The following is a 12284-nucleotide window of genomic DNA, read 5'->3' as shown; positions in this document are numbered from 1 at the left end:
ATATATATTTAATTTGATGACATTCAAGATGTTGAATATCAAATTCTAATAGTCATTAGAATACTATTAGTTATGGGATGTTAATGTATTTATAAATTTTAAGAAATCGCTTTGCTATTTTATTTAGAGGATTACTTTTGCTGCAAATAAAAATCCCAAATAAAATGAAAAAAATATTATGTTTACTAGCTGTAGCACTTGTGTCGACAGCAACTTTTGCACAAGAAACCGAATCTGCATCTGCTTTCAATAAGTGGTCTGTTGAATTAGGTGGTGGTCTTACAAAACCTTCCTCATCTTTTGGAAATGGATATGGTACAAAAGGTATCAACCCTTACCAAGCTTCTTTAGGTATTCGTTACATGATGAATGAAAAAGTAGGTTTAAGAGCTACTTTTGGTTATAATGATATTTCTGAAGATGCAGATGAAGGATTCTTACCTTTTGAAACTAAATATTACAGAGCTTCTTTAGAAGGTGTTGTAAATTTAGGTAACGTACTAGGATTTAGTGATTTTACTAATACTTTTGGATTATTATTCCATGGTGGTGGTGGTTACTCAATGATTGATTACCAAGAGCCAGTTGACCGCGATGATAGCGATACTGCGTTTAATTTAGTTGCTGGTATTACACCACAAATTAAGTTAGGTAACCGTTTAGCATTCTTCACTGATATATCTTTAATCTCAAACGTAGGTATGGAACGTTCTTGGGATGGTACTCAAATTATTAGAACTTCTGAGCGTAGAATCGATGATGGATTATTATACAATGTATCTGCAGGTTTCACTTTTTACTTAGGTAAGAATGATGTTCATGCAGACTGGTATAGTGAAGAAAGCGCAATGATGAGTGAAATCGAAGAACTTCAAGCGCGTTTGTCTAAAGTTGAGACAGATATGATTGATACAGATCAAGATGGTGTGCCAGATTATTTAGACAGAGAGAAAAATACTATGAGTGGTGTAGCTGTTGATACTAAAGGTATCGCTGTTGATAAAAATAAAAACGGAATCCCTGACGAAATCGAGTCTTCACTTGATGAGCGTTTTGTAAATGAGTCTGATTATGTTGCTGGTGGAACCACTAATAATGTATCTGGAACAACTACAGTAAGAGATTTACTTAACAAAGGATATGTAAATGTATATTTCAAGTTTAACAGTACAACTCCTCAAACATATTCTTTAGAGGCTATTAACTACCTTAAAGTATATATGAATGAAAACCCAAGCGCAACTGCACAATTAGTAGGTTATGCTGATGAGTTAGGAAACGATTCATATAACAGTAGCTTATCTGAAAAGAGAGCTAAAAAAGTATATGATATCTTAGTAGCATCTGGAGTTGATGCAAGCAGACTTTCTCACACTGGTAACGGTGAAGATGCAAGCGTTGATAAAGGTTCTTCAGAAGCTAGACAACTAGTAAGAAGAGTTACTTTTAAATTAAACTAAGTAAGACAATTTAAAGATTGTTTAATTAGAAGTGTGAAGCCGTTCTCGTCATGAGAGCGGCTTTTTTTTTCTTCTGAAATATTAAATTTCGAAAATTATTGTTTTCAATTACAATAATGACTCACCGTTTAGATCTGTCGTTAGTACTTCACTCATATAATCGAAAAATGGTCGCAACAATTGATAATGGTACAAAACTTTTTCACTAAAGTTTTCAGCAAAAACCTCGGCATCAGTAAATTTATGTCTAACAACATAGCTTTTTAAGCGTAACAACTCTATATTAGGGTCTTCTTTACTAAATCCTTTTGGAGCTGTTTTTACACGATTATCTTGGTTAAACCCACTAAAAGCTTTATCAAATTCCTTATAGTTTAATATTTGTTTAATTTCCGAAGCATCCATTTCAAACTCTTTGCGAATACGAAGTAAATCTGCTGGCTCTGGAGCAAAAAAACCTCCTGCCATTAAAGAATTTCCTGGCTCTAACCTTAAATAATAACCACCTCTGCGCTGTGCTCCTGCTCTACTCCAGCTCACGCTTCGATGTACATTATATGGCGTTTTATTTTTACTAAATCTAATATCTCGATTGATTCTAAAAATTTTTTGCTTGGCAATTTCATCACTCTTATTTAATCCTTGTTGAATTTCAGTATAAAAAGATTTAAGTATTTTTTCGTTTGCTAAATATTCCTTTTTATTTTCTAGCATCCAGTCTCTATGGTTATTTTTTTTTAAGTTATTTAAAAAAATGAAAGATTCCTTCGGTATTTGTACGCTCATTGCTGTGATGTGTAAATTGTCAATGCAATAAAATTACTATATTTATAATGAATAACCTTAAACCAACTTATTATGAATAACAAACCAAATACTGCATTTTGGATAATATCTATCGCAGCACTTTTATGGAACTTAATGGGACTTTTTCAATTTGGACTTGCTACAGTTTTTATGGATAGTATGACAGATTCAATTGCTCCAGCAGAGCTTGAAATGATGAAAAATGTGCCCTTATGGTATACTGTTGCTTTTGGAGTTTCAGTTTTTTCAGGAGTATTAGCGTGTATTCTTATGCTTATGAAAAATAAAATTGCCATACTTCTATTTTTAATTTCATTAATTACAGTTTTAATTTCGCAAGGCTATTGGGCTTTTGGAACAGATGCTATAGATATTATAGGGATGCAAGCTATGATAATGCCTATGATTGTTATAATCATCTCCATCTTTTTATACTATTACAGTAAAGGTGCTGCTAGAAATGGATGGCTTAAATAATAGAGATTACTAAATTGAAAAAACTCCCAATGATTCATTTAATATTGGGAGTTTTTTATTAAAGTATGTTTAGATATTATTTTTTGAGTTTAAGTAGTATTTTTTTGTTTCTTTATCAAATTTTTCAATTGCATATCTAAGCGTTATTCTAGGCATACTTGAAGCGTATTTATTTAAAAAATCTTTTAATTTTTTTTGATCTCTTTTTCCTGCTTCTCGCACCCAACTTCCTACAGCTTTTTGAACATATTCGTTTGCATCATTTATTAGAATTTCGGCTATATTAAAAGTGTCGATTATTTCGTCCTTTCGAATAAAGTAATATGTACTTACAATTGCTGTTCTTCTTTCCATAGCTAGTTTTGATTTTGCTAAATCGTATAAAGGTTCTCTGTCTTTATCGTACAAATATCCACCAACTACATAGGGAGCTGCTCTATCTACCATCCCCCAATTATCAATCCATTTATGGTTATTAATATAAGCTTTGTAAGTTTTCTTTTTCTCTTCTATTGATGTTTTTTTATTTCTAGCTTTCCAGTCTAAGATAGACACAGCTCCTAGACGGTGGTCTTTGTTTTTATCTCTTAATAATTTTATGACTTCTTCAACTTTAATATATTGAAATTCTTTAGCTAATGAGAAAATTTCTCTTTTAGGAATAGCACCACTATATTTCTCTGTAATAACACTTAAAGTATTTATAAACTCCTTAGAAGTCATGATTTATATCTTTAAATTTTAAGTGTTTTTAAGTTTAAAATTTCGGTTTCCAAAACTAAAATTCATAAATTTATAATAGTTGCGATTTTTTTACAACCACTTCTTCCTTTTAAAATAATAGAGCAGTCCAAAAAATACAAGAATCATAGCTCCCCATAGTACAAAGTAACCATACTTAAATTGAAGTTCTGGGATATATTCAAAGTTCATCCCATAAATACCAGCCATAAATGTTAATGGTATAAAAATAGAAGCCATGATAGTTAACACTTTCATTACTTCGTTCATCTTATTACTAATCGTGGTCATATACATATCCATAAGCCCCCATATCATTTCTCTATAAATATCTACACTCTCACTTACTTGTATAATATGATCATATAAATCTCGAATATAATTTTGAGTTTTTGATTCAATTAAATCACTATCAATTTTTTCTAATCTATTGATAACCTCTCTAAGTGGTACAACTGCCCTACGTATGCGAAGTATTTCTTTCTTTAAGATTTGAATATCTTGTGTTATATCTTCCTCAATATCGTCATCAAAAAGTTGATCTTCAATAAATTCAATCTTAGAACTCAAGGTTTCAATAACACTAAAGTAATTGTCAACAATAGCATCTAGCAAAGCGAACATTAAATAATCTGCACCAGCGTTTCTTACTCTACCTTTAGCGTTTTCAAGTCTATCTCTTAAACCGTCCCATACATCTCCATCAGCCTCTTGAAAAGTGGTTACATAATCTTTACCCATAACCATACTTACATGTTCATTTATAAAATCTCCATTTTCATTGTAATGAAGCATTTTAAAAACAATGTATAAATATTCAGGATATTCATCCATTTTAGGACGTTGATTTGTACTCACAATGTCTTCTTGAATAAGTGGATGTAAGTTGTAATATTCCCCTAATCGCTCAATTTCTTTAGTATTGTTGAGACCGTTTATATTTATCCATGTAATATGCTCTGAAGATTCAAAACTAAATGCATCCTCAATATTTTCTGAATCTACCCTATGGTACCTATCCTTAGAGTAGTCAATAATTTCAACCTTAGTAGCTACATTTTCCTTTTTCCCAGTATAGGTAACTGTTCCAGGTGCTTCATTATGTATTATAGGTTTTTTAATATGAGGAATTTTGATACCCCTCCTTTTGTTTTTTTTAGTAGCCATAATTTATTATTGAATTTTAAAGGTAGGAAAACTAAAGTATTTTTATAATTTTATTTCTTAACTGAATCATAAAATAGTGACAAACAAATATCCATTTGATCCTCTTTTAAAACACCATCTATTAATAGCGCTGAGTTTATCAATTTGGATTTTCTTATTCCTTACTCTAACCGAACCACTAAATACAAATGAGTTTGATACATTAGAGAAATTAATGTTTTTACCATTATATGGCTTTGCAGGAGCCATAGCATATTTAATTGTCCTACCTCTTCAAAAATATATTTATAATAAAAATAATAGTAAGTGGTCACTATGGAGTGAGTTATTGTTTTTATTAGGGTTACTCCTATTTGGTTTACTACTTTCTAGGAGTATTTACTTATATGTCATTGTACTAGGAGAAGACAATCCATATTCGTTAGTGTACTATACTTGGAGTATATATATTCCTACAATTGTGACAATATTTCCCATAATTATAATAGGTAGATGGGCAATAGGTCGCTATTTTGAAAAAAAACTTGAAGACAAAAAAATTGAAATAAAAGGGGAAGGAACTTACGAAGGACTTAGATTATTTCTCAATGATGTAATCGCAATTAAATCTGACGATAATTACATTGAAGTAACATTTATTAACAATGGTACTTTAAAAAGACAACTTATTAGGAATAAACTATCCAAAATTGAAATAGACCTTCCCCAATTATTAAGAACGCATCGATCTCACTTAATCAACCCAAATCACTTCCAACAGTTTAAAATGGAACGAGGAAAGCTATCTGTTTTGCTCACTTCGGAAATTTTAATTCCCGTTTCTAAGACGTATGTTGAAAACACAAAAAGTACATTTCAATAATAAAATTTACCACGCTAGGCCTACAATTAAAAAATAGCTTTATTTTTTCACCACAAAGAGTAGTCATTTCGCCCCAAAGCCCTTAATATAATAGGCTTGCAGGCTTTATTAAAATATGTTTGTTTCATCAAATAATCACAACCTGAAGTTTTTCAGGGATAAAACAAACAATATGAAAACGCTTTTAACTTTAATCTTAACTACATTTTTAACATCAATATCTATTGCACAAATTGAAAAATGCGATTGTAAAAAAGATTTAGATTTCACAGTCGCTATCTTAAAAAAAACAGCTTCATACAAGGACCAAATTAAAGGTAAAAAAGAGGCTGTATTTAATAATACATATGATGAGCTTTCGGCTCAAATGGCTACACCTATTTCATTAGAAAAATGCTTCAAGTTACTACTGCAACAAAAAGCCGTGATTTTAGATTTGCATCAAAGCATTTCATTCAATACTGAAATTTTAAATGAAGATATCTTAAAAGATTCAATCAAACTAAATCAATTTAAGGGTACGGCATATTTCAGCAGCTTACCAAAAACCAATTTAAGTATTAAAACCTTAAAAGAATCATTAAAACAAAAGCCCGCTAATTCAATCGAGGGAATTTATAATTATAAAGATTTGCAACTCATAGGTATTTATCAAACTGATAATCCTAAAGTTTATGCAGGAGTTATTCTAGAAAATTCATTGCCACAGTGGGAAGTGGGTATGATTAAATTTTATGCTACAAATACAAGCAAAAATAAGTATGATTTTTACGCCTATAAAGATGAAACACTAATGCCCAGATTAGTCCCAAGTCTTAGTTTTGATAATGGCCGTGTGTGGAATTTAAAATCAATTGACAACAACAGTAATGTTGAGCTCTCAACAGAGGAAGAAAAGTGGGTGTTTAAACAACTTTCAAATAATATACAATATGTAGCATTTAAAGACTTTAGTGCTTATTCAACTAAAAACCGAAACGCAGCAAAAGCATTTTTAAAAGAATGTAAAGAGAAAATTAATACACCGTATCTTATTGTTGACCTAAGAGATAATGTAGGTGGTAGCAAGTATTTATCAGATAAATTTTTAAAACCATTTAAAAAAAGTGGCGCTAAAATATATGTGATAACCAATATGTTTACAGGAAGTAATGGCGAACAGTTTACAACAAAATTATTAAAAATAGAAAACAGTGTGCATATAGGACAGACAACCTTTGGGATAATAGCATATGGAATAGATGACGCGCCTTCGGGTATGACTCCCTCAGGACATTTTTATATACAAGGCACAAATATGGATTTTGGGGATGATTACTTGCAATATGAAGGAATAGGTGTTGTACCTACTATTAAATTAGATTTTAATACAGACTGGATAAAACAAACCAAAACACTAATATCTAATAACTAAAATAGCGTTTTCTCAATTTTATATTTTATGAAAACAATAATCCCACAGTTGTGATTAGCTGTGGGATTTCAAATTTTATTAATGTCTATCAATTAAAACCTTTTCAATATCGCTAAGTGTAAAACCTTTAGCCTGCAATAGCATTAAATAGTGGAAAAGTAAATCTGCGCTTTCATTCAAAAACAAATCATCATTATCATCCTTAGCCTCAATAACAACTTCAACCGCTTCTTCGCCTACTTTTTGAGCAATTTTATTAATGCCTTTTTTAAAGAGTGAAGCTACATAACTATCTGGATTTTCTAAATCATTTCTGCGTTGTTCTATCACATTTTCTAATGCTGAAATGAAACCAAAATTAGATGTATTTTTTTCGCCCCAACATGTGTCTGTTCCTTTATGACAAGTAGGTCCTTGTGGATTGACTTGAATTAAAAGTGCGTCATTATCACAATCCACCGCCATTGATACAAGGCTTAAAAAGTTTCCACTCTCTTCTCCTTTTTGCCATAGGCGCTGTTTGCTTCGGCTAAAAAATGTTACTTTTTTTTCTTCCGAAGTCTTTAAATATGCATCCTCATTCATGTAACCCAACATCAACACGTTTTTTGTTGTAGCGTCTTGTATTATTACTGGTACTAAACCATCACTGTACTTTTCAAAATCTATTTTCATATTCATTTCCCACTATCACAGGAATCTATTATTTAATTAATATTTAATCTCTCTTCTGAAATGTTAAACAAAATTCAATATTACCATTTCAATTTACTTACAACCGTACCGAAACCCCAGCCGTTGCCAATTCCTTTTTTAGTGTTTGAATTCCTATTTCTTTAAAATGAAATACACTTGCTGCTAATGCTGCATCTGCTTTACCTTTAATAAAAGTATCTGTAAAATGTGTTATTTTTCCAGCACCTCCAGAGGCTATTATAGGAATATTTATCATTTCAGAAAGTTTTGATAATGCCTCATTTGCAAAACCATCTTTTGTTCCGTCATTATCCATTGAAGTGAATAAAATTTCGCCAGCACCACGGCTTTCAACTTCTTTTGCCCAATCAAACAAATTAAGTTTAGTTGGTACTTTTCCTCCAACGAGATGGACTATCCATTGGTCATTAATTTTTTTTGCATCAATAGCAACAACAATACACTGTGAACCAAACGTACCAGCCAACTCATTAATCAAATCTGGTCTCTTAACTGCAGATGAGTTAATAGACACCTTATCTGCGCCATTTTGTAAAAGTACTGCTACATCCTGCACACTAGAAATCCCTCCTCCTACAGTAAATGGAATATTTATTGTTGAGGCTACACTTAGAACTAAATCTGCAAGTGTTTTTCTACGTTCCTCTGTTGCAGATATGTCAAGAAAAACCAACTCGTCTGCTCCTTCTTCGCTATATAACTTTGCGAGTTCTACAGGGTCACCAGCATCTCTTAAATTTATAAAGTTGATTCCTTTAACGGTACGACCGTTTTTGATATCAAGACAAGGTATTATTCTTTTAGTAAGAGCCATTTATAAAATTTTCTAGTTGTTTCATTGTAATTCGGTTTTCATAAATAGCTTTACCTATAATTGTTCCTTCACAACCCATTTGGGCAAGTTTAGGTAGTTCATCAAATGTTGAAATTCCTCCTGAGGCAATAAGTTTAATTTTAGAATTACACTCCTTTAAAATCTTTGCGTACAATTTAAATGATGGACCTTCTAACATCCCATCTTTACTAATATCTGTACAAATTACATATTGAATTTCTTCTTTTTGATATTCCTTAATAAAAGGAATAAGCTCTTTATTACTTTCTTCTAGCCAGCCACTTATAGCTACTTTTTCATTCATTGCATCTGCGCCAAGTATTATTTTATCTGGACCATAACTTGATATCCAACTTTTAAATGTAACAGCATCTTTGACAGCAATACTTCCTCCAGTAATTTGATTTGCACCACTTTCAAATGCAATGCGCAAATCCTCATCTGTTTTTAAGCCACCACCAAAATCAATTTTTAAGGTAGTTTTACTTGCAATTTGTTCAAGTATCTTATGATTAATAATGTGTTTACTTTTAGCACCATCAAGATCAACGAGATGTAAATATTCAATTCCATGTGCTTCAAATTGCTTAGCAACTTCCAATGGATGCTCATTATATATTTTTTTTGTGTCATAATCACCTTTTGAAAGCCTTACACACTTTCCGTCAATGATATCTATTGCTGGTATTATTCTCATAGTATGCCTGTAAAAGCAGGTATCTTTTATTAATTAAATTCAGAATTTATTTTGTTTTAATTTTTCAATTGACATTTTAACCACATTCAAACAATCGAAATGACACTATTTTTTTTCGAAAACTGTCCTTTTCTTTTTGTCCTTTCTAAAAAAATCTAGTTCTACTTTAAACTTTTTATTTTAATAAAGCTAAAGTTTTAAAAAATTCTCTAAAATTTTCTCTCCAGAATTTCCACTTTTTTCGGGGTGAAATTGAACTCCGTAAAAATTATCTTTTTTTAATGCTGCCGAATAGTTTCCGTTATAATCTGTTTCGGCAATTGTATTATCACATAATGGCGCAAAAAAACTATTTACTGTGTACATAAATTCGTTTTCAGAAATTTCAGAAAAAAGCCCAGTTTTTAAATTTGAAATGGTATTCCAACCTATTTGTGGAACTTTTACTTGTGAAGAGAATTTAATAACATCTATATTAAATATTCCTATGCCTTTTGTGGTTCCCTCTTCTGTTCCATTACATAATAATTGCATGCCTAAACAGATGCCTAAAACGGGTTGAGTTAATGTAGGTATTAAATTATCTAATCCAGAATCTCTCAATTTTTGCATGGCACTACTTGCCTCGCCTACTCCGGGAAATATCACTTTATCTGCAAGTTTTATTTCTTTAACATCACTAGTCAAAATACCTTTGTACCCCAATCGTTGCAATGCAAATTGTATGCTTTTAATATTTCCTGCACCGTAATCTATGATTGCTATTTTCAATTTAAATTCTTTTTAATAATTTAAAACTCTATTTCTTAATTAGGTTTAGACTGTGCTCAGCCAAACGTTATAGTTTATCCAAAAAAATGAAGTTATAGCATGCCCTTAGTGCTAGGTAAAATCATTTTATCTGCATCTCTTTTTACTGCTACTTTTATTGCTTTTGCAAAGGCTTTAAAAATTGCTTCTATTTTATGATGTTCATTTGTGCCTTCTGCTTTTATATTGAGATTTGCTTTTGCTCCATCTGTAAAACTTTTAAAGAAATGATAAAACATTTCGGTTGGCATTTTCCCTATCATTTCGCGTTTAAAATCTGCTTCCCAAACTAACCAGTTACGTCCACCAAAATCAATAGCCACTTGTGCTAAACAATCATCCATCGGTAAACAAAAACCATAACGCTCAATCCCCAATTTACTTCCTAAAGCTATACTAAACACCTCTCCAAGTGCAATTGCAGTATCTTCTATAGTGTGGTGCTCATCAACCTCTAAGTCACCTTTTACAGCGACTTTTAGGTCCATCTGGCCATGTCTTGCGATCTGGTCAAGCATGTGGTCAAAAAATGCTATACCGGTATCTATAGTTGATTTACCAGTCCCATCTAAATTAAGTTGAATATTAATAGCTGTTTCATTCGTCTTTCTTTCAATTGTAGCAACACGGCTTTTTAATTTTAAAAATTCGTATATATTTTTCCAGTCGTTTGTTTCTACGGAAATATATGCATCTAAATCATCTCGCTTTACAGTAATTTCCGAAGTTCCTAGATTTGTTTCATCATTTATAAAGATTCCTTTAGATCCTAGGTTTTTTGCAAGTTCCATGTCTGTAAGTCTGTCTCCAATAACAAAACTATTTTCAAGATCGTATTCCTCTGTAAAAAATTCAGTCAATAATCCAGTACCCGGTTTTCTAGTATTTGCATTGTCTTTAGGAAATGTGCGATCTAAAAACACCTTATCAAAAATTACTCCTTCATTCTCAAAAGATTTAAGAATAAAATTATGAACTGGCCAAAAAGTTTCCTCTGGAAAAACTTCAGTACCTAAACCATCTTGATTTGTAATCATCACTAATTCGTAATCAAGTTCTTTTGCTATTTTGCCTAAATATGTGAATGCTTTAGGATAAAAAATCATCTTTTCAAAAGCATCAATCTGTTCGTCGATTGTCTCTTTAATAATCGTCCCATCTCTATCTATAAATAATACTTTTTTCTTCATAATATATTTTCAACTTGCTGAAATAAGCTATTTTAATGTTTTTATGTTAAACAATTAGTTTAAAGTATTCAAAATTTGAATTAATTGTTTGTTTTCGTCAATTTTTCCTACTGTAATTCTTAATGTATTTTCACAAAGTGGCTGAGTACTTCTATTACGCACAACAATTCCTTTCTCTATTAATTGATTGTATCTTATTGTTGCATCATCAACTTTCAATAATAAGAAGTTAGCATCGGAAGCATATACTTTTTTAATAAATGAAATTTTTTCTAAAGCATCAATCAAAATTTCTTTCTGCTCCATAATTTCTTCCACTTCATCCATTACATCTTCAATATTTACAAGTCTTTCAAAAGCTCTTTGCTGTGTAAGTTCATTTACATTGTAAGGTGGTTTTATTTTATTGAGCACTTCAATAATTGATGGAGAGGCATAACAAATACCTAATCTTATTCCTGCTAATCCGTATGCCTTTGAAAGTGTTTGAGTTACAACAAGGTTAGGATATTCACTTAATTTTGAAATCCAGCTTTCATTCTCAGAAAAATCTATGTATGCCTCGTCAATTACCACAATACCATTAAAAGATGTTAATAATTGTACTATAACCTCGATTGAAAAACTATTCCCTGTTGGATTATTAGGAGAGCAAATGAATAGTATTTTTGATGCATTGTCCTGAATTTTTAAAATTTCAGTAACATTAGGCTCAAAGTTTTCATTTAATAATATTTCTCTATTTTCAATTGCATTAATACCAGCTAGCACATTGTACATACCATATGTGGGGGGCAGTGTAATAATATTGTCTTTATTGGGTTCGCAAAATGCTCTAAACAATAAGTCAAGCACTTCATCACTACCGTTTCCTAACAAAAGTTGAGAAGTATTTATTCCTTTTTGAGCTGCAAGAAGCGCTTTAACATCTCGCTGTTGTGGGTCTGGATATCTATTTACACCATTTTCAAAAGGGTTTTCATTAGCGTCTAGAAAAATCATTTCTCCATCAACATCCTTGTATTCGTCTCTAGCACTACTATATGGTTTTAAATTGGCTACATTAGGTCTTATCAACCTATCCAAATCAGATTGTTTTAATTTCAT

The 12284-nt window shown here is 31.2% G+C and carries 13 protein-coding genes; 4 read left to right on the top strand and 9 right to left on the bottom strand.

Annotated elements, in window-relative coordinates:
• Nucleotides 1-164 precede the first annotated feature (164 nt).
• A complete protein-coding gene (locus GB234_RS09240) occupies nucleotides 165-1460 on the top strand; it encodes an OmpA family protein (RefSeq protein ID WP_151894275.1) in 1296 nt (431 codons plus the stop codon).
• 108 nt (nucleotides 1461-1568) lie between these two features.
• Here the strand turns inward: GB234_RS09240 and GB234_RS09235 are convergent, their stop codons facing one another.
• Nucleotides 1569-2246: a DUF2461 domain-containing protein gene (locus GB234_RS09235; protein WP_151894274.1), complete on the bottom strand. Its 678-nt coding sequence runs from the start codon at nucleotides 2244-2246 to the stop codon at nucleotides 1569-1571.
• Nucleotides 2247-2318: 72 nt separating this feature from the next.
• On the opposite strand from GB234_RS09235, the gene GB234_RS09230 reads away from it, so the two are divergent.
• A complete protein-coding gene (locus tag GB234_RS09230) occupies nucleotides 2319-2744 on the top strand; it encodes a hypothetical protein (RefSeq protein WP_151894273.1) in 426 nt (141 codons plus the stop codon).
• Between the two features lie 69 nt (nucleotides 2745-2813).
• Here GB234_RS09230 and GB234_RS09225 read toward each other — a convergent pair whose 3' ends face one another.
• Together GB234_RS09225 and corA are read right to left on the bottom strand one after the other, a co-directional pair.
• Nucleotides 2814-3467: a DNA alkylation repair protein gene (locus GB234_RS09225; RefSeq protein ID WP_151894272.1), complete on the bottom strand. Its 654-nt coding sequence runs from the start codon at nucleotides 3465-3467 to the stop codon at nucleotides 2814-2816.
• A 90-nt stretch (nucleotides 3468-3557) separates the two neighbouring features.
• Complete coding sequence (gene corA / locus GB234_RS09220) at nucleotides 3558-4652, bottom strand: magnesium/cobalt transporter CorA (RefSeq protein WP_151894271.1); 1095 nt, start codon at nucleotides 4650-4652, stop codon at nucleotides 3558-3560.
• 76 nt (nucleotides 4653-4728) lie between these two features.
• On the opposite strand from corA, the gene GB234_RS09215 reads away from it, so the two are divergent.
• Together GB234_RS09215 and GB234_RS09210 are read left to right on the top strand one after the other, a co-directional pair.
• A complete protein-coding gene (locus tag GB234_RS09215) occupies nucleotides 4729-5514 on the top strand; it encodes a LytTR family DNA-binding domain-containing protein (protein ID WP_172966868.1) in 786 nt (261 codons plus the stop codon).
• Nucleotides 5515-5686: 172 nt separating this feature from the next.
• The gene (locus GB234_RS09210; RefSeq protein WP_172966867.1) at nucleotides 5687-6928 is read left to right on the top strand and encodes a S41 family peptidase; all 1242 of its coding nucleotides are present in this window, start codon (nucleotides 5687-5689) and stop codon (nucleotides 6926-6928) included.
• Nucleotides 6929-7006: 78 nt separating this feature from the next.
• Here GB234_RS09210 and hisIE read toward each other — a convergent pair whose 3' ends face one another.
• From hisIE to hisC, 6 genes are all read right to left on the bottom strand, one after another.
• Nucleotides 7007-7603 carry a bifunctional phosphoribosyl-AMP cyclohydrolase/phosphoribosyl-ATP diphosphatase HisIE gene (gene hisIE / locus GB234_RS09205; RefSeq protein WP_151894268.1) on the bottom strand — a complete coding sequence of 199 codons (597 nt, stop codon included), beginning with the start codon at nucleotides 7601-7603 and terminating at the stop codon, nucleotides 7007-7009.
• 97 nt (nucleotides 7604-7700) lie between these two features.
• Complete coding sequence (gene hisF / locus GB234_RS09200; RefSeq protein ID WP_151894267.1) at nucleotides 7701-8459, bottom strand: imidazole glycerol phosphate synthase subunit HisF; 759 nt, start codon at nucleotides 8457-8459, stop codon at nucleotides 7701-7703.
• On the bottom strand, nucleotides 8446-9177 hold the full coding sequence (gene hisA / locus GB234_RS09195; protein ID WP_151894266.1) for a 1-(5-phosphoribosyl)-5-[(5-phosphoribosylamino)methylideneamino]imidazole-4-carboxamide isomerase: 732 nt from the start codon (nucleotides 9175-9177) through the stop codon (nucleotides 8446-8448). Before hisA ends, hisF begins: the two co-directional genes overlap by 14 nt.
• 189 nt (nucleotides 9178-9366) lie before the next feature.
• Nucleotides 9367-9948: an imidazole glycerol phosphate synthase subunit HisH gene (gene hisH, locus GB234_RS09190; protein WP_151894265.1), complete on the bottom strand. Its 582-nt coding sequence runs from the start codon at nucleotides 9946-9948 to the stop codon at nucleotides 9367-9369.
• Between the two features lie 92 nt (nucleotides 9949-10040).
• Nucleotides 10041-11177 carry a bifunctional histidinol-phosphatase/imidazoleglycerol-phosphate dehydratase HisB gene (gene hisB / locus GB234_RS09185; protein WP_151894264.1) on the bottom strand — a complete coding sequence of 379 codons (1137 nt, stop codon included), beginning with the start codon at nucleotides 11175-11177 and terminating at the stop codon, nucleotides 10041-10043.
• A gap of 54 nt (nucleotides 11178-11231) precedes the next feature.
• On the bottom strand, nucleotides 11232-12284 hold the full coding sequence (gene hisC / locus GB234_RS09180) for a histidinol-phosphate transaminase (protein WP_151894263.1): 1053 nt from the start codon (nucleotides 12282-12284) through the stop codon (nucleotides 11232-11234).

The sequence above is a fragment of the Patiriisocius marinistellae genome, assembly GCF_009014635.1.
GTDB lineage: Bacteria > Bacteroidota > Bacteroidia > Flavobacteriales > Flavobacteriaceae > Patiriisocius > Patiriisocius marinistellae.
The sequence above is the reverse complement of the archived record's forward strand: the minus strand, read 5'-3'. Positions and strand labels throughout refer to the sequence as shown.

Excerpts from the sequence above, each read along its gene's own strand:
- GB234_RS09240 (WP_151894275.1), top strand. The coding sequence starts at position 165 with ATGAAAAAAATATTATGTTTACTAGCTGTAGCACTTGTGTCGACAGCA.
- GB234_RS09235 (WP_151894274.1), bottom strand. The coding sequence starts at position 2,246 with ATGAGCGTACAAATACCGAAGGAATCTTTCATTTTTTTAAATAACTTA.
- GB234_RS09230 (WP_151894273.1), top strand. The coding sequence starts at position 2,319 with ATGAATAACAAACCAAATACTGCATTTTGGATAATATCTATCGCAGCA.
- GB234_RS09225 (WP_151894272.1), bottom strand. The coding sequence starts at position 3,467 with ATGACTTCTAAGGAGTTTATAAATACTTTAAGTGTTATTACAGAGAAA.
- corA (WP_151894271.1), bottom strand. The coding sequence starts at position 4,652 with ATGGCTACTAAAAAAAACAAAAGGAGGGGTATCAAAATTCCTCATATT.
- GB234_RS09210 (WP_172966867.1), top strand. The coding sequence starts at position 5,687 with ATGAAAACGCTTTTAACTTTAATCTTAACTACATTTTTAACATCAATA.
- hisIE (WP_151894268.1), bottom strand. The coding sequence starts at position 7,603 with ATGAAAATAGATTTTGAAAAGTACAGTGATGGTTTAGTACCAGTAATA.
- hisF (WP_151894267.1), bottom strand. The coding sequence starts at position 8,459 with ATGGCTCTTACTAAAAGAATAATACCTTGTCTTGATATCAAAAACGGT.
- hisA (WP_151894266.1), bottom strand. The coding sequence starts at position 9,177 with ATGAGAATAATACCAGCAATAGATATCATTGACGGAAAGTGTGTAAGG.
- hisB (WP_151894264.1), bottom strand. The coding sequence starts at position 11,177 with ATGAAGAAAAAAGTATTATTTATAGATAGAGATGGGACGATTATTAAA.
- hisC (WP_151894263.1), bottom strand. The coding sequence starts at position 12,284 with ATGAAATTAAAACAATCTGATTTGGATAGGTTGATAAGACCTAATGTA.